We start from the raw sequence: 17,590 nt of genomic DNA, 5'->3' as shown, positions 1-17,590 counted from the left end.
ATAATATTACATAACGCCTTCTAGTTGAAGGCGTTTTTTATATCAAAAAAGAAAAAAAACAGCTTTTATTTTAAATTAAAAAATCTATCTTTGCACGCGAAAACATAACGCGAATTTTTTCAATTAAAACGCATAATATTAAACATATAAGCAATGGCTAAAGTCACAGGAAAGGTTGCTCAAATAGTAGGTCCAGTTATCGATGTTGAATTCGGATCTGATTCAGAACTTCCAAAAATTTATGATTCGTTAGAAATTAAAAGACCAGATGGGTCACTTTTAGTATTAGAAGTACAATCTCACATTGGTGAAGATACCGTTCGTACAATTGCTATGGATTCCTCAGACGGTTTAAGTAGAGGTACTGAAGTTACTGCAACAGGAGCTCCTATTCAAATGCCAATAGGTGAAGATGTTTACGGACGGTTATTTAATGTTATTGGAGATGCCATTGATGGTCTTGGTAATTTACCTAAAGCTGGAAAAGCTGGTTTACCAATTCACCGTCAAGCACCTGCGTTTGATGAATTATCAACCTCTACTGAAGTTTTATTTACTGGTATTAAAGTAATCGATTTGATTGAGCCTTATGCAAAAGGTGGTAAAATTGGATTATTTGGTGGTGCTGGTGTAGGTAAAACGGTATTAATTCAGGAGTTGATTAACAATATCGCAAAAGGTCACGGTGGTTTATCAGTATTTGCTGGTGTAGGTGAAAGAACTCGTGAAGGAAATGACCTTTTAAGAGAAATGCTTGAGTCTGGTATTATCAAATATGGTGAAGATTTTATGCACTCTATGGAAGAAGGCGGATGGGATTTAGCCAAAGTTGATAAAGCCGGAATGAAAGAGTCTAAAGCAACGTTTGTATTCGGACAAATGAATGAGCCTCCAGGAGCTCGTGCTCGTGTGGCATTATCTGGTTTAACTATTGCTGAATATTTCCGTGATGGTGCTGGTGATAGCCAAGGAAAAGACGTTTTGTTCTTCGTAGATAATATTTTCCGTTTTACACAAGCTGGTTCTGAAGTATCTGCATTATTAGGACGTATGCCTTCTGCGGTAGGTTATCAACCTACATTAGCAACAGAAATGGGTGCTATGCAAGAGCGTATTACATCAACTAAAAAAGGATCTATTACTTCTGTGCAAGCGGTATACGTGCCTGCGGATGATTTAACTGACCCTGCTCCTGCTACAACATTTGCTCACTTAGATGCAACAACGGTATTATCTCGTAAAATTGCTGAGCTAGGTATTTATCCAGCGGTAGATCCGTTAGATTCTACGTCTAGAATTTTAACTGCTGACATTTTAGGCCATGAACATTATACTTGTGCTCAAAACGTAAAAGAATTATTGCAACGCTATAAAGAATTACAGGATATTATTGCTATTCTTGGTATGGAAGAACTTTCTGAAGAAGATAAATTAGCCGTATCTAGAGCAAGACGTGTACAACGTTTCTTATCACAACCATTCCACGTAGCTGAACAGTTTACTGGTATCCCAGGTGTATTAGTTGATATTAAAGAAACAATCAAAGGATTTAATATGATTATGGATGGTGAATTAGATCACTTGCCAGAAGCAGCTTTTAACCTCAAAGGAACCATTGAAGAAGCTATTGAAGCTGGAGAAAAAATGTTGGCAGATGCTTAATTTGGTTAATGGTTATTCGTTGATAGTTTTTAGTTAAAACAGACAACAAACAATCCACAACTAACAACTAATAAGAAATATGTATTTAGAAATTGTATCACCAGAAGCAACCATATTTAGTTCAGAAGTAGATTCTGTATCTGTTCCTGGAGTTAATGGTGAGTTTGAAATGTTAAAAGATCACGCTCCAATTGTATCGCTTTTAAAACAGGGAACTGTTAAAATTAAAACGCACTCTCAAAGCCATTTAGACTTTGATCATCTTCACGGTGAAGTAATTCCTCATTTTGATGATAAAAAAGTACTAACGGTTAAGATTAATTCTGGAACAATAGAAATGAAAGACAATAAAGTTATTGTCTTAGCAGACTAATGTATTTTATAAAATATAAAAAGACGCCAAGCATAGCTTGGCATTTTTTTTGCATCAAACTTTTTAAAATACACTACTTTTCACTTTTAACCCTAGCTTATGGCCCCAAATAGCATAGTATAAAATGATGAAGTAACAAGGTAGCAAAATCCAATATCCACTCGTTGCGGCTTCAGCAGCTGCTGAAATATCATTCATGCCTTGCGCAATTAAATCTGCTTTATTACCATCAACCAATCTTCCGTATAACGGCGGAATTATTGCTCCACCTGAAATAGCCATTATTAACAAGGCAGAAGCCGTTTTTGTAAACTTACCAAGGCCCTTTAACGTTAAGGGCCATACCGCAGGCCAAACTAGTGCATTTGCCACTCCTAAAGCAGCAACAAATAAAACGGATGTATACCCTGTTGTAAATACAATGCATATTGAGAAGACAATACCAATTACGGCACTTGCTTTTAAAGCTGTAGTTTGACTAATAAATTTTGGAATTAAAATAGCTCCCAAAGCATACGTGGCTACCATAGCCATTAATGTAAAGGTTGTAAAAAAACGAGCATCAGCAGCGGGTATTCCTAAAGAAATTCCATAAGCTATAATAGTATCTCCAGCAATAACTTCAACCCCAACATACATAAACAAGGTTAAAACCCCTAACCATAAATGAGGGAATTGAAAAATACTCGTTTTCGACGTTGTTCCATCCTTTGATTCCTCAATGGGTTCAGCTTCAACATGGGGTAAAGGCGCTTTTAATATCAATAGGCTTAATACAATCAAAACAACGGTCATAACTATATAAGGTGTTACAACACTATCGGCCATAGTATCTAGTAATTGTCCTTTTTCAGAAATTGTAACGGTACTTAATTTCTCTTTAATTTCATCGATACCAGATAACAAAATTGTACCAAAAATTAAAGATCCTAATGCGCCTGCTACCTTATTGGCTATTCCCATAATGGCAATACGCTTTGCAGCACTTTCAATAGGACCTAATATAGTAATATAAGGGTTTGAGGCCGTTTGTAACAAAGTCATTCCTGCTCCTTGAATAAATATTCCTGAGAGAAACATCCAATACGTTCTAGCTTCAGCTGCTGGAATAAATACCAATGCACCTAATGCCATTATAAACAGTCCTAACGACATTCCTTTTCTATAGCCTATTTTCGATAAAATATAAGATGCCGGAAGTGCCATCACAACAAAAGAGATATAGGATGCTGAGGCTACTAAAAATGATTGTGCTGATGTTAATTCACTAATAGTTTTCATAAAAGGAATTAACGCACCATTAATCCATGTTACAAAGCCAAAAATAAAAAATAGCCCAGCAATAATTAAAATAGGAACTAATGTGTTGTTTTTTGATGATGGTATTGTTGTATCGTTGCTCATATTCTTTGATTATTTTATGCATTTATAATTATCAATTTTCATATGATTTAGTTTTCAAAATCTTTCTTGAATGAAATAAATAAAAAAAGAGGTTGACACGTGTTCAACCTCTTTTTATAAACTAAACTTTATACTATATGATTATTTTGCAAACCATAATTTTGTTGCCTGTACATCTGCTCCTTGAGCAGAAACTGCAGCAGCAAAATTTGGATTTGCTTGTGCACTAGATCCATAACGTAATCTTTGAGGATAAGCGCCGTTCAAGTTACCTAATGCGAAAATTGTAGGATTTGATACACCAGCATATAATTCTGAAGGATATCCTGTATCTCTAACTACTGCCCAGCCTTCGAATCCATCTGTGTAAGCATTCAACCATCTTTGTAATGCTATTTTTTCTAATTTTTCATCCATAGTACCCGCTGAAATATCAGCAATAGATGAATTAGCAATATAAGTTTCAGCATCACCCGTAGAAATATTCCATAATTTCATGGCCTCTACAATACCAGATGCAAATAACGCTTGAGCATCCCCTGTTTCTATACCTCTAACAACTGCTTCAGCCTGTAAAAAGTAAGATTCAGCACTTGTAAGTATGATTTCAGGGTAAGCATCCACTTGAGTTCCTCGTTTATGTGTTATAGTTTCACAAACAACTAGTCTAAATGTGTTGTTGTGATTTACTATGTTTTTTCCATATTAAAGAGATTCTATGGATTTACTTAAACATAAAAATCACACCCTCTTTATTACATTGGTAACAATCCCCCAAATAAGAAAATCATTGTCTTCCGTAATTCTTATAATAGGATAATCAGGGTTTTCTGGTTGTAGCCAAACCTCATCTTTATCTACTTTTAAACGTTTTACCGTAAATTCTCCATCCAAAAAGCAAACGGCTATTTTATTGTTTGTAGGTTCTAGACTTCTATCTATAACCAACAAATCGTTATCGTCTAGTCCCGCACCAATCATAGATTGACCACTTACGCGTGCATAGAACGTCGCTAGTTTATTTTTAACAAGTATGCTGTCTAAAGATAGTCGTTCTTCTCTAAAATCGTCGACAGGTGACGGGAATCCTGCAGAAATCCCTGTATCAAAGAAAAAAGCTCCTGAATTATCACTATCATCTGGAGTAAAGAAAGTTAGCGGTTTAGCGTTATGTCGTATCATATTTTCATCGTTCTTGTAACAACAAATATCTTTTTTAAATTGTTTTAAAGGTATAGAAATTTAAGGTTTATTCTGAATATTTATGGATTCCAATTCCACTTTTAATTCTTGAAACATATTCATAATACTGCTCAGTTTTAATTCTTCGGCTTTATACTCTTGCGTATTTATACAACAGGTAAACTCCCATAATTCTAAAATTTGATCTTTTTTAACTTCGTAAGGATTATAAAATCTATTATCACTACTCAAAATTAAAGTATCCGCATCTTTATCATAAACACGCTTATAAACTAGACCATCATCTTTAGTTAAAACAATATAGGTTCTCCCATTTTTAATGTCTTGAATATCTTCAACAAACTTGGCTACAATAAAAGATCCATCTTTTACGGGTAACATAGAGTCGCCTTTTATCGGAAAAGCACGATGAGTTCCCGTAGGTAAAAAAGGTAATTTAATTTTTTGTAATTGCTCTATATATTCAGGGTCTGCATAACCAGCTAAATAACCTGCTGACGCTTGTGCAGGAATAATTTCAATAAGGTCTTCGTTATTTTCATTAACTGTAATGGGAAATAATACGCGCTTACTCCCTATTTCTATGAATGACGTGTCTTTTGCCAATCTCAAATCATTCTTAACTAAAATATCAATAGGGATATTAAAATAGTTTGACAAGTCTATAAGCCTCTCTATTGGAGGCTCGGAGCGACCTTCTTCGTAAGATCCAATCATCGAACGTGTACATTTCAGTTCTTCTGAAAAACGTTCTTGAGAAAGCTTTTTTAACAATCTTAAGTGTTTTATGTTAATCTGAATAGGCGTCATCTTATCTCAATTTTTAACATTAATTGCTACAAATATAAGCAACAAAAACTACTATTTGTAGTTATTTTTGTTTAAAAAATCTACATGTATCTTAATTGCCACACATATTATAGTTTACGTTATGGCACCATAAAGCCAGAACAATTACTTGCTATGGCTTCTGAAAATGGCATACAAACATTAGCGTTGACCGACATTAACAATACGTCTTCATGTTTGGACTTTGTAAGGTTATCTGAAAAATATGGTATTAAACCTGTACTAGGTGTCGATTTTAGAAATGGTGCGCAGCAACAATTCATCCTCCTTGCAAAAAACAATAATGGCTTTAAAAATATTAACGAATACCTGTCTGCATTTTTACATGACTCCAATTTAAGCATTCCTGATATAGCACCAGAATTAGAAGACACTTTTGTTATTTACCCCTATATACATCACAAAAACTATCAGTTAAAGCCTAATGAATTTATAGGCATCAAACCTCAAGACCTTAATCATTTTAAGTTCTCTAAATGGTCCAAACTACAAAACAAATTAGTGGTTTTACAAACGGTTACTTTTGAAAATAAAAAAGGATTCAACACCCATCGGTTATTACGTGCTATTGACAATAATACTTTATTAAGCAAGCTTCCAAAAAGTGAAGAAGGCAAGGAAACGGATAAGATGTTACCATATGATGAATTATGTGGTATCTATCAGGAATTTCCAGAACTTCTTAAAAACACGTCATCCCTTTTAAATGAGTGTCATATTGCATTTGATTTTTCGCAAGAAATACCAAATAACCAAAAATCGTACACAAATAATGAAGCTTTAGATTTTAGGTTACTAAAAAAACTAACCTACAAAAATCTGAATTATCGCTATAAAAATCCAGACGACATTATTTATAGTCGTATTGAAAAGGAACTTGAAATTATAAAACAAAAAGGGTTTGTCTCTTATTTTTTAATCAACTGGAAAATTTTAAAATACGCCCGAAGCAAAGGTTATTTTTATGTAGGCCGTGGTAGTGGAGCTAACAGTATTATTGCTTATTTACTAAGAATTACTGACGTAGACCCCATAGAACTCGACCTTTATTTTGAACGGTTTATTAATTTATATCGAAAAAATCCACCCGATTTTGATATTGATTTTTCATGGACAGATAGAGACGACATTACCGATTATATTTTTAGTCGATTTAAACACACGGCTTTACTCACCGTTTATAACACTTTTAAATTTAGAGCTGCAGTACGAGAATTAGGTAAAGTTTTTGGCTTACCAAAAGCCGAAATGGATATTCTAACGCGTGGCAAATACAACATACATCAATTAGACAAATTATCCCAATTAGTAATTAAATACAGCTCATATATTCAAGGGTTTCCAAATTATTTGGGTATTCATGCCAGCGGTATTATTATTTTGGAAAAACCCATTCATTATTACACCGCCACGTTTTTGCCTCCAAAAGGCTATGCTACCACACACTTTGATATGATTGTAGCTGAAGACATTGGACTCTATAAATTTGATATTTTAAGTCAGCGAGGCCTAGGAAAAATTAAAGACACGGTAGATATTGTCAAATATAACCATCCTGAAAAAGCACCTATTGATATTCATGATATTAAGCGTTTCAAACAAGATGAACGTATTAAAGATTTACTAAGAAATGCCAAAGCTATCGGGTGTTTTTATGTAGAATCTCCAGCCATGCGTATGCTTCTTAAAAAATTACAAGTAGATCATTATTTAGGGTTGGTCGCTGCCAGTTCCATCATTCGGCCAGGAGTAGCCAAATCGGGCATGATGCGCGAATACATTTTGCGTTACCGCTACCCCGAACGTATAAAAAATGCACATCCCGTTTTACTTAGCATTATGCCAGAAACGTATGGCGTTATGGTATATCAAGAAGATGTTATAAAAGTAGCTCATATTTTTGGTGGATTAACTTTAGGTGAAGCCGATAAATTACGCCGCGGCATGTCTGGTAAGTTTCGTTCTCGTGACGAGTTTTTAGCAGTAAAACAACTTTTTTTTGATAACTGCAAAAAAAGCGGAAAGTCCGAAGCACTCACAGCAGAAGTCTGGCGACAAACAGAAAGTTTTGCAGGCTATGCCTTTGCTAAAGGCCACTCGGCTTCTTATGCTGTAGAAAGCTATCAAAGTCTGTTTTTAAAAGCCTACTATCCGTTAGAATATATGGTTGCAACCCTTAATAATTTTGGTGGGTTTTATAACACAGAATTGTATGTGCACGAAGCCAGAATGCATGGTGGTATTATTGAAGCTCCTTGCATTAACCAGAGTTTTAATGAAACCATTATCAAAGGAAAAACTATTTATTTAGGCTTTATGTTTTTACATGCATTAGAAGCAAGAATCATAAAAAAACTACTTATAGAACGTCAAAAAAATGGTTTATTTAAAAGTCTAGACGATTTTATAGACCGTGTTCCTATATCGGTAGAGCAAATTTCTATCCTCATAAAGATTAATGCCTTTCGATTTACAACAATCAACAAGCGTGAATTGCTTTGGGAAGCTCATTTAAAAATTAGTAAAGTGTCTATTGAAGATCCTATTATGACCTTATTTAAAACTGAAAAACTACATTATAAAACACCCCAGCTCCCTAGTGATTATTTAGAAAATGCTTTCGATGCTATCGAACTACTAGGATTCCCACTTTGTAGTCCTTTTGAATTACTGGAAACTGAATTAAAATGCACGCTTAAAGCCGAAGACCTCATAAAATACATTGGTAAAACGGTTAGTATCGAAGGCTATTTAATTACTACCAAAAACACCGCAACATCAAACGGAAAAATAATGCATTTCGGTACTTTTTTAGATTGTGATGGTGACTTTATAGACACGGTTCACTTTCCGCCCGTAGCATCAAAATTTCCTTTTAGAGGCAGAGGAATTTATAAAATAACAGGTAAAGTTATAGAAGAGTTTGATTGCATTACTATCGAAGTGAGAGCTATGGCAAAACTACCTATTATACAAGACCCAAGATATAGCGACCCATCGCCAAAATTTCTATCAAGAAGAAAACATAACATTATAAAAACATTGTAAATGAGTAACGAACGTGCCATAGTACACATGGATTTGGATACTTTTTTTGTGTCTTGCGAGCGCTTGCTTGATAGTCGTTTAATAGGTAAACCCATACTTATTGGCGGTACAAGCGATAGAGGTGTTGTGGCTTCTTGTAGTTATGAAGCCAGAACCTTTGGCATCCATTCTGCCATGCCCATGCGTATGGCAAAAATGCTTTGCCCTGAAGCTATTGTACTTCGTGGAAATTCTGGGGTTTATAGTAATTTCTCAAAAGACGTTACCGATGTTATTAAAGAAAACGTACCCATATACGAAAAAACCTCTATCGATGAATTCTATATTGATCTTACGGGAACGGATAAGTTTTTTGGATGCCACAAATTGGCATCCGAGTTACGCCAACGCATCATAAAAGAAACAGGATTACCAATTTCCTTTGGGTTATCTGTTAACAAAACCGTTTCTAAAATAGCAACGGGAGAAGCGAAACCCAACAATGAAATCAGGATTATTACAGGTACCGAAAAGCCTTTTTTAGCACCACTTTCCGTTAGAAAAATCCCAATGGTTGGCGAAGTTACTTATAAATCTTTATGCGATTTAGGTGTAAAACGTATTAAAACCATACAAGAAATGCCTATGGATTTAATGCACAAAGTACTTGGCAAAAACGGATTATCCATTTGGAAAAAGGCTAACGGTATAGATAATAGTCCTGTTGTACAATATCACGAACGCAAATCTATTTCTACAGAACGCACGTTTAATAAGGACACTACAGATATTGCTAAACTAAAAAGCATCATTATTGCCATGACCGAAAACTTAGCCTATCAGTTACGCCGAGGCAATAAATTAACAGCCTGTGTTACTTTTAAAATTCGATATTCAGATTTTCAAACCTATACACAGCAGCAGCATATCCCCTATAGCTCTATGGATCATGTTATTATGCCTGTGGTTTTAGACTTATTTAAAAAACTATATCATCGTAGATTATTGGTGAGACTTATTGGTGTTAAGTTTAGCCATTTAGTTGAAGGCGGGCACCAAATTAATTTATTTGAAGACGACGAAAAACACCTTCATTTATGTAAAGCTATAGACAAAATGCGTGAGCGTTATGGAGACAGAGCTGTTATAGCGGCAGCTGGTATGGAAGCAAAAACAATAAGTAGATGGAATCCATTTAATGGAGAACCTCCCCCGCTTTTAGCGAATAGGAGGCAGTGAAAATAAAACTCGTTTTTATATTTATGTTATGGTTGAGAACATCATTATACCTGAAAGACAACGTCCTTTATAGCAAAGAATAATCTCTTCGCGAAATCATACAGCCATCGTTATTGCTTAAAACAGCAATAGGAGTAACAGTTGTTGCAAACTACTAAATGTAAATGGCTTTAAAAATACATGGTTTTCATACATTTGTTTTGATGTATGATAAAGAATTAACAATAAGAGAGCCCAAAGTACCTTGGTTCAATCGTATCCTGTTTTCTGTTATATTTTCAGCTTTTTTAACATTTATCATTTATTTTTTTAGCGATAATGTTATTAATGAATTGACCACTTTAGACCTTGCCAATGTGACTTTTCATTTAATTTGGCTTTTTGGGGTATTGATTGTTTTTATTCTTCCCTTGATATCGAGACACTATATTCATTTTAATTTTTCTAATTTTAAAATAATGCATAGTTACTCAATTGGAATTTTCACTTATAATGAAAAATGGCAAAATTTAGAAGATCTGAAATACATATCTGTTTTTAATGCATATAGTGGCTATGAAATAAACCTATGGTATAAAAAAAATAAATTTTTGAGGGTATTTGCCCTAGAGGATTCCAACGAAGCTTTTGAAAAAGCTTTTTCTCTTTCTGAAAAATTAAATATTGATTTACTTGATGCTAGAATAAGAGGAAACCACAGGTGGGTTTATAAATCAGCCTATAGAGAAACTGGTAAAATTGAATATATAGATTAACTTTTATATTAAACTCAACTACAATTTATCATCGTTTTAAAAAAGCTTAGGACTCTTAATAATAGCATTGCCTGTGCGTTTATAGGTTACTTTAGTGCCATTAGCACAAAAATGGTATACGGCCTTTACTTTTTGTTCTTTAAACGACATCAGTATAACATCTGATATTTCGCAATTATAATCGTTAGCCACTTTTTGCTTTACATCCTCAATAGCGGCGCGTCCCCTTTTTAATTGCAATTGAATTTTACTGTTCAATTCGGGTTCAACAAAATCCTCGGCTAGATTACATGTGTTATTAGTAGCTGGCTTTTCCATATCTATATACTCCCATGTATTATCTGCTTTAAGTAAGACACGTCTGCCATCATCTGTTTTTACAATGATATTGTTCTGAGCAAAGCTCATACTTACAATAAAAAACAGGAACATAAAAAAGGTGGTTTTCATAATAGCGAGAATATTTAGAATATTCCAAAAGTACATTTTTTAGGGTAAAAAGCATAAACTAATCCTCAACATACTCTAAAATATCACTTGGCTGGCAATCTAGCGCCATACAAATGGCCTCTAAAGTTGAAAAGCGAATGGCTTTTGCTTTACCTGTTTTTAAAATAGAAAGGTTGGCGGTTGTAATGCCTATAATATCAGCCAATTCGTTGCTTTTCATGTTTCGCTTTTCCAACATATTATCCAGATTTACTAATATTGACATGAGTTATATTGTTAAGTCGTTTTCTTGCTTTAAAAGATTCCCTTCTTTAATAAGTTTGGCGATAATAAAGATAAAAAGAGCATATATAAAAATGGGGAAACCATTTGATAGTAACAAATTAATAGTTACGCCAATTTTATACCCTAAGTCATAACTCGCAGAATATGCTAAACCCTTATTTACAGCAACCGCAGGAAAAGATTGTGTCATTCTTAATACGAATTGAATCAAAAATAGCACAACACCAAAAAAGAAAAGTCCCTTACTAATTTTAACCAATTGTTCAGCGTTTTCAGAAATAAATAATTGATTTTTAATCAGACCCTGAATAACTTTTCTAAAAACATAAAGTAGAAAAAACAAGTAAATTAGAATAGCACAACTAACAACAGAAACAATAAGAAATCCCGTTTGTGTAAAATCATCAGGTATTTTAATTCCAAAAAACACATGTTTCTCAACTGTTCCATTCAAATAACTCTGTATAACATACCAAATCTGTCTGCCAAATAAATATACCAATCTTAAAGAAAATAATATTATCAGCCATCTTAAAATTAAAGCTACTTTTTTCATGAAATTATCGTTTAACAATAACAAACATATAAATAATTATCGTAAAACAATAATTTTCGTCAAAAAATATAGGTTTTACAAAGTGAGTTTGAAGTCTTTTTACAGACCATACATAGTTAATTAATTGAGACTAAATCATAAGCAGCTCTTAACTTCTTGACCACAATTTCAATTTCTTCTTCGTTTAAATCTCCATATCCAAAACGAATGCTGCAGGTATTTTTATTTTGATAAAGAATTATTTTGGGAAGAAACAAATCGTATTTCTGAGCTTGTTCAGCTAACTTAACTAAAGATATGTTTGATTTAAAGCACAGCCATAATGCTAAACCTCCCGATGGTTTTTCCCAATATAAGTGTTCCTTAAAATTTTTGGTGAGACAGTCGCATAAAAAATCGCGTCTTTGTTTATAGATTATAATGTTTTTCTTAATTAACCGATGTATTTCTCCTTCAAAAATAAGTTCGGATAACATTTGTTCCTGAATTAAGTCTCCTTGACTATCTAATAGTTTTAAATAGTTTTTAGCTTCCGAAATTAAATTCTCTGGCGCTATTACAAACCCCGTTTGAAAACTAGGAAACAAGGATTGTCCTAGTTTTCCTAAATAGATAATAACGCCATTGGCATCTGAACTCGCCATAGGTAACATAGCAGAGCCATCAAACTGAAAATCGTAATCGAAATCGTCTTCAATAATAGCAAACTGATAATCTTTAGCAAGTTGCATTAACTGCAAACGGCGTTCTACACTTAAAGTACACGTTGTTGGGTAATGCCTATTGGCACATACATACATGCAGCGAATGGTATGTTTTGTAAAATGTGTTCTAATGTAGTCTACATCGATACCATTATTATCTGTTGGAATAGTTTTTATTATAGCGCCAGATTGTTGAAAAATCATATTGGCTGCATAATTACTTAAATCGCCAACCAACACAATATCTTTTGGTTTTAATAATAGCTGAGATACAATATACAGACTCATTTCTATACTTCTTGTACTCATTAAATTATGAGATTTTATATGAAATCCGCGTGTGGCATTCAAATAATTACAAAGTTGAACTTCGAAGCTAGAATAAGAAGGTAACGTTGTTTGATTCCATTTTGAAATTAAAGATTTTCGTTTCATGGAAGCACTATACCATTTTGAAAATTGATGTGTTGGGTGCAATCTCAAATCTGGTTGCCCATCATTAATGCTGTATGTTTTTTGATTCTGTTCACGCGTAGGTGCCAAATTAAAAGACGGTTGAAAGGGAAAACCTGTAGTTTTTGAATAATCGTGTACCTGATCGATACGCTGCGAAGTTGCTTTAATTGACGCTGTTTTTTGTTCCGGAACTAAAACACAAGTCCCTTTATTTGGTATAATGTCTACCCACCCTTGAGAGGCTAATTCATCGTAAATGGCAACAACCGTATTTCTGTTAATATTAAATAATTCGCTAAACGTACGCGTACCAGGTAACCAAGTACCTTCTGTTAAATACCCACGTTGAATGGCGTTAATAATTTGTTGTGCAGCCTGAATATAAATGGCTGTTGAATTTGATTTTTCAAGAAAAATTAACTGCTTTAAAAGTGTATTAACCGGACTATTCATTATTTTAAAACTGGACTACTTAACTAGTCCAGAAAGTTACGAATTTTGCATCGTCCAAAAAGAGTCTATTACTTATTTATGAAAAAATACTATTTCTTAGGAGTATCTATATTAATGTCTGTAATGTTAGATGCCCAAAACGAGCAAATTACAAAACAAGATACGACGGCACTTGGTGAAGTAATCATCAACTCTACTCGAATAAGTTTACCTTTTAAAGAAAACTCAAGAACCATAACGGTGATTTCATCTGAAGATATTAAACAAAGTGCTGCTACCAACGTTGCCGATGTATTACAACAATTTGCAGGTGTTGATATACGCCGTCGAGGGACTTCTGGTATGCAAGCCGATTTATACATTCGCGGTGGTAGTTTTGATCAAACTCTGTTACTTATTGATGGTATTAAAGTAGATGATGCCCAAACGGGACACCACTCTATGAATATGGCACTGCCTCTTGAGGTTATTGAACGTATTGAAATTATTAAAGGATCGGCTGCTAGAGTATTTGGGCAAAATGCCTTTACGGGAGCAATTAATATTGTGACTAAAAAAAATCAGGAAAACTCGATGTCTCTTGGTGTTGAAGCAGGTTCTTACGCACAAAAAAATGCCTCAGTCACGGTAGCCAATAACTTAGAAAATTCTTCACATTTAGTGCATGTTTCAAGAAATGTTTCTGATGGTTACCGATACAATACCGATTACGACAATCAAAACTATTTTATAAAAAGCACCTTTAATAAGTCCAAATTACCTATTAATTTGATGACCGCTTTTTCCGAACGAAAATTTGGAGCAAATGGTTTTTATGCAAGCCCTACAGCTACCAATCAATATGAAGAAACACAAACCAGTTTGGTAGGTGTTTCAACTGAAATAAAAAAGGAACGTCTTACTTTAAAACCCCGAATGTATTGGAGACGCAATCAAGATGAATATATTTTTGTGCGTCAAGACCCATCAATTTACAGAAACCTACACCAAACGAATAAGGTTGGTGCCGAAATGAACATGCAATACAACTCCAATTTAGGGATCACTGGTTTTGGTATTGACATCGCAAAAGTATATCTATCTAGTAATAATTTAGGAAACCGAAACCGTTTTATGACCACTATGTTCCTTGAACATCTCTTTAAATTGGCTGATAATAAATTGGATATTACGCCTGGTGTTGCCGTTACTTATTTTTCCGATTTTAAATTTCATGCTTTTCCAGGAGTTGATATCAGTTACAAATTAAGTGACCAGTTAAAAGCTTATGGAAATATTGGCTACACGTACAGAATTCCAACCTATACCGATTTATATTATAGCGATCCTACAACACTTGGAGATGCTAACTTAAAACCTGAAGAAGCCATTTCTGAAGAATTAGGATTAAAATTTTTTACCAATCATTTTAGCGCATCGGTCGCATTTTTTAACAGAGATGCAGACAAGCTTATTGATTTTGTTAAAGACAATGCAGATGACCCTTGGCAAGCAACAAACATAAGACAACTAAATACCAAAGGCTTTGAGTTAGCTACCAATTTCAATTTTAAACTAGGCAACTTAAATCAAGATTTAAATCTGTCTTATTCGTTTTTAGAAGATGATATTAAAAGTTTAAATGTAAACTTTTCTAGATATTCCATTAATTCTTTAAAACATCACGTTACCTCAAAATTAAGTACCAGTTTTATAAAAAATGTCACTCAAAATATAGTCTACAAATACGCCGAAAGAACCAACGGAGAAAGTTATTCGGTAGTAGACGCCAGTATCAATGCAATATTTAATGGTTTTGAAGTGTCTGTAATTGCAAATAATATTTTTAATACAGATTATACGGAAACCAACTTAGTCCCTATGCCTAAAGGAAATATGCTGTTTGGACTCACCTATCATTTTAAATAATTACCGAATTTATTGTAACGAAAAAATAGTTTAAAACACCTATTAATAAAATTATATTTTAGTATTGTAAAACTCTTTTTAAAGTTTTATCTTACAAAACTATTTAAGTTTTATTATTATGGTTGAGTGGTTTTCAAACTTAGAGTTATTTCCTAAAGTTTATTGGGGTATAGCGTTAATAGCATCTTTAGTCTTTATCTTCATGATGCTTTTTACCTTTATTGGTGCAGAAACAGATGGTCTTGATGCAGACGTAGATACAGATATAGAGTCTGACACTGGTATAGGATTTCAATTTATAACCTTCAAAAATCTGGTTGGATTCTTTACCATATTTGGTTGGAGTGGCATAGCCTGCATAGATTCCGACCTATCAAAACCTCTTACCGTTATCATATCCTTAGTTTGTGGTTTAGCAATGATGGCTATTATGGCAGCCATGTTTTATTATATGCAAAAACTTAATGACAGCGGTACGCTAGACTTCAAAAATGCTATAAATGCTGTTGGTGAAGTTTATTTAACTATTGGAGCAAAAAGGTCAACTATTGGAAAGGCACATGTGAGAATTCAAGGTGCTTTAAGAGAACTTGAAGCGCTTACCGACTCTGAAACCGATTTAAAATCGGGTTCTGTTATCATAGTAAAAAATGTTACCGAAAACGGAATTTTAATTGTAGAACCACTTAACAAATAATTTATGCTACCACTTATTGCACAAGATGCCTTTAGTTTTGGACTTCCAATAACCATTATTGCAGCAGTCCTTTTTGTATTTATATTTTTTATTGTCCTTGTAAGGCGCTATAAACGTTGTCCTTCAGATAGGATTTTAGTAGTTTATGGTAAAGTTGGTGGTGGTCAATCTGCCAAATGTATTCATGGTGGTGCTGCGTTTATATTTCCCGTTATTCAAGATTACGAGTTTCTAGATTTAACACCCATGTCTATTGAGGTAAATTTAATTAGCGCTTTAAGTAGACAAAACATTCGTGTAAATGTACCCTCTCGTTTTACCATTGGGGTTTCAACAGAACCTGGCATTATGCAAAATGCCGCTGAGCGTTTATTAGGGTTAGGCTTACAAGATGTTCAAGAATTGGCAAAAGAAATTATTTTTGGTCAGTTACGTTTAGTCGTGGCTTCCATGGATATTGAAGAAATCAATTCAGACAGAGATAAATTTTTAACCAACATTTCACAATCTGTTGAATCTGAATTGAAGAAGGTCGGACTAAAACTTATCAACGTAAACATTACCGATATTGTAGATGAATCAGGCTATATTGAAGCTTTAGGAAAAGAAGCTGCGGCTCACGCCATCAATGCAGCACGTAAATCGGTTGCCGAAAAAACCAGAGATGGATCTATTGGTGAAGCCAATGCGGTACAAGATGAAAGAACGCAAGTGGCAGCTGCTAATGCACAAGCCGTTGAAGGTGAAAACAAAGCAAAAATTGCCGTAGCTAACTCAGATTCTTTACGTCGTCAACGTGAAGCAGAAGCAGAACGTGTCGCCATAGCATCAGAAAAAGTACAAAGTGCAAAAGCTTTGGAAGAATCATATGCTGCTGAAAAAGAAGCAGAAACTGCCAGAGCAGAGCGAGAGCGTTCTTCTCAAATGGCCGATATTATAGTTCCTGCAGAAATTGATAAACGTAAAGTAGAAATTGATGCCGAAGCTGAAGCTGAAAAAATTAGAAGACGTGCAAAAGGGGAAGCAGATGCTATCTTCTTAAAAGCTGAAGCTGAAGCCAAAGGTCTTTATGAAGTCTTAACCAAGCAAGCTGCTGGTTTAGATCAAATTGTAAAAGCTGCCGGTAACAACTCTAAAGATGCCGTGTTATTATTAATTGCAGATAAATTACCAGAATTGGTTAAAATACAAGCCGAAGCTATTAAGAATATTAAAATAGATAAAGTAACGGTGTGGGATAACGGCAATGGAAAAGACGGGAAATCGTCTACAGCAAATTTCCTTTCAGGTATGTATAAATCGGTTCCACCATTACAAGACATGTTTAATATGGCTGGTATGGAATTACCTGAGTATTTAAAGGGTAAAAATGTTGAAGAAAAAACTAAACCAGATATAGAACCCTCCACTGACAAAGCGGATGTTAAGGATTCAAAAGACAAAGAATAATATGAAGCTGTCTAAAAGGTAATCAAAAAACGTCATTATGAACGCAGTGAAGTAATCTGTTGTTGAAATACTAATAACTTACAGATTGCTTCGTTCCTCGCAATGACCTAAAAATATACT

16 protein-coding genes are annotated in these 17,590 nt (G+C 34.1%); 8 read left to right on the top strand and 8 right to left on the bottom strand.

What is annotated here, in order from left to right; translation table 11 throughout:
• Positions 1-153 precede the first annotated feature (153 nt).
• On the top strand, positions 154-1,662 hold the full coding sequence (gene atpD, locus G5V56_RS01870; RefSeq protein WP_166960427.1) for a F0F1 ATP synthase subunit beta: 1,509 nt from the start codon (positions 154-156) through the stop codon (positions 1,660-1,662).
• 79 nt (positions 1,663-1,741) lie between these two features.
• A complete protein-coding gene (locus G5V56_RS01865) occupies positions 1,742-2,035 on the top strand; it encodes a F0F1 ATP synthase subunit epsilon (protein WP_166960423.1) in 294 nt (97 codons plus the stop codon).
• A 63-nt stretch (positions 2,036-2,098) separates the two neighbouring features.
• Here the strand turns inward: G5V56_RS01865 and G5V56_RS01860 are convergent, their stop codons facing one another.
• From G5V56_RS01860 to G5V56_RS01845, 4 genes are all read right to left on the bottom strand, one after another.
• Positions 2,099-3,439 (bottom strand): sugar MFS transporter, encoded by a 1,341-nt coding sequence (locus tag G5V56_RS01860; protein WP_166960420.1) that lies wholly within the window; start codon positions 3,437-3,439, stop codon positions 2,099-2,101.
• 141 nt (positions 3,440-3,580) lie between these two features.
• On the bottom strand, positions 3,581-4,063 hold the full coding sequence (locus tag G5V56_RS01855; protein WP_240911193.1) for a SusD/RagB family nutrient-binding outer membrane lipoprotein: 483 nt from the start codon (positions 4,061-4,063) through the stop codon (positions 3,581-3,583).
• 117 nt (positions 4,064-4,180) lie between these two features.
• Entirely contained in the window at positions 4,181-4,621 is a 441-nt protein-coding gene (locus tag G5V56_RS01850; protein ID WP_166960417.1) for a LexA family protein, read from the bottom strand.
• 60 nt (positions 4,622-4,681) lie between these two features.
• Entirely contained in the window at positions 4,682-5,452 is a 771-nt protein-coding gene (locus G5V56_RS01845; protein WP_166960414.1) for an XRE family transcriptional regulator, read from the bottom strand.
• A gap of 84 nt (positions 5,453-5,536) precedes the next feature.
• Here G5V56_RS01845 and G5V56_RS01840 point away from each other — a divergent pair, with 84 nt between their 5' ends.
• From G5V56_RS01840 to G5V56_RS01830, 3 genes are all read left to right on the top strand, one after another.
• Entirely contained in the window at positions 5,537-8,539 is a 3,003-nt protein-coding gene (locus G5V56_RS01840; RefSeq protein WP_166960411.1) for a DNA polymerase III subunit alpha, read from the top strand.
• A complete protein-coding gene (gene dinB, locus G5V56_RS01835; RefSeq protein ID WP_166960408.1) occupies positions 8,540-9,757 on the top strand; it encodes a DNA polymerase IV in 1,218 nt (405 codons plus the stop codon). It abuts the gene before it with no gap.
• Between the two features lie 164 nt (positions 9,758-9,921).
• The gene (locus tag G5V56_RS01830) at positions 9,922-10,512 is read left to right on the top strand and encodes a hypothetical protein (RefSeq protein ID WP_166960405.1); all 591 of its coding nucleotides are present in this window, start codon (positions 9,922-9,924) and stop codon (positions 10,510-10,512) included.
• Between the two features lie 36 nt (positions 10,513-10,548).
• Here the strand turns inward: G5V56_RS01830 and G5V56_RS01825 are convergent, their stop codons facing one another.
• From G5V56_RS01825 to G5V56_RS01810, 4 genes are all read right to left on the bottom strand, one after another.
• Complete coding sequence (locus tag G5V56_RS01825; protein ID WP_166960400.1) at positions 10,549-10,962, bottom strand: DUF3157 family protein; 414 nt, start codon at positions 10,960-10,962, stop codon at positions 10,549-10,551.
• 58 nt (positions 10,963-11,020) lie between these two features.
• Positions 11,021-11,227, bottom strand: coding sequence for a helix-turn-helix domain-containing protein (locus G5V56_RS01820; protein WP_166960397.1), 207 nt, complete (start codon positions 11,225-11,227; stop codon positions 11,021-11,023).
• Positions 11,228-11,230: 3 nt separating this feature from the next.
• Positions 11,231-11,803: a DUF2975 domain-containing protein gene (locus G5V56_RS01815; protein ID WP_166960394.1), complete on the bottom strand. Its 573-nt coding sequence runs from the start codon at positions 11,801-11,803 to the stop codon at positions 11,231-11,233.
• A gap of 116 nt (positions 11,804-11,919) precedes the next feature.
• A complete protein-coding gene (locus G5V56_RS01810; RefSeq protein WP_206285855.1) occupies positions 11,920-13,416 on the bottom strand; it encodes an aminotransferase-like domain-containing protein in 1,497 nt (498 codons plus the stop codon).
• Positions 13,417-13,494: 78 nt separating this feature from the next.
• Between G5V56_RS01810 and G5V56_RS01805 the strand changes: the two genes are divergently transcribed.
• From G5V56_RS01805 to G5V56_RS01795, 3 genes are all read left to right on the top strand, one after another.
• Positions 13,495-15,324, top strand: coding sequence for a TonB-dependent receptor plug domain-containing protein (locus G5V56_RS01805; protein ID WP_166960390.1), 1,830 nt, complete (start codon positions 13,495-13,497; stop codon positions 15,322-15,324).
• A gap of 118 nt (positions 15,325-15,442) precedes the next feature.
• On the top strand, positions 15,443-16,021 hold the full coding sequence (locus tag G5V56_RS01800; protein WP_166960386.1) for a hypothetical protein: 579 nt from the start codon (positions 15,443-15,445) through the stop codon (positions 16,019-16,021).
• A gap of 3 nt (positions 16,022-16,024) precedes the next feature.
• The gene (locus G5V56_RS01795; RefSeq protein WP_166960383.1) at positions 16,025-17,470 is read left to right on the top strand and encodes a flotillin family protein; all 1,446 of its coding nucleotides are present in this window, start codon (positions 16,025-16,027) and stop codon (positions 17,468-17,470) included.
• The last annotated feature ends 120 nt before the right edge of the window (positions 17,471-17,590 follow it).

The organism is Yeosuana marina (genome assembly GCF_011762485.1).
GTDB classification, from domain to species: Bacteria; Bacteroidota; Bacteroidia; order Flavobacteriales; family Flavobacteriaceae; genus Yeosuana; species Yeosuana marina.
The sequence above is the reverse complement of the archived record's forward strand: the minus strand, read 5'-3'. Positions and strand labels throughout refer to the sequence as shown.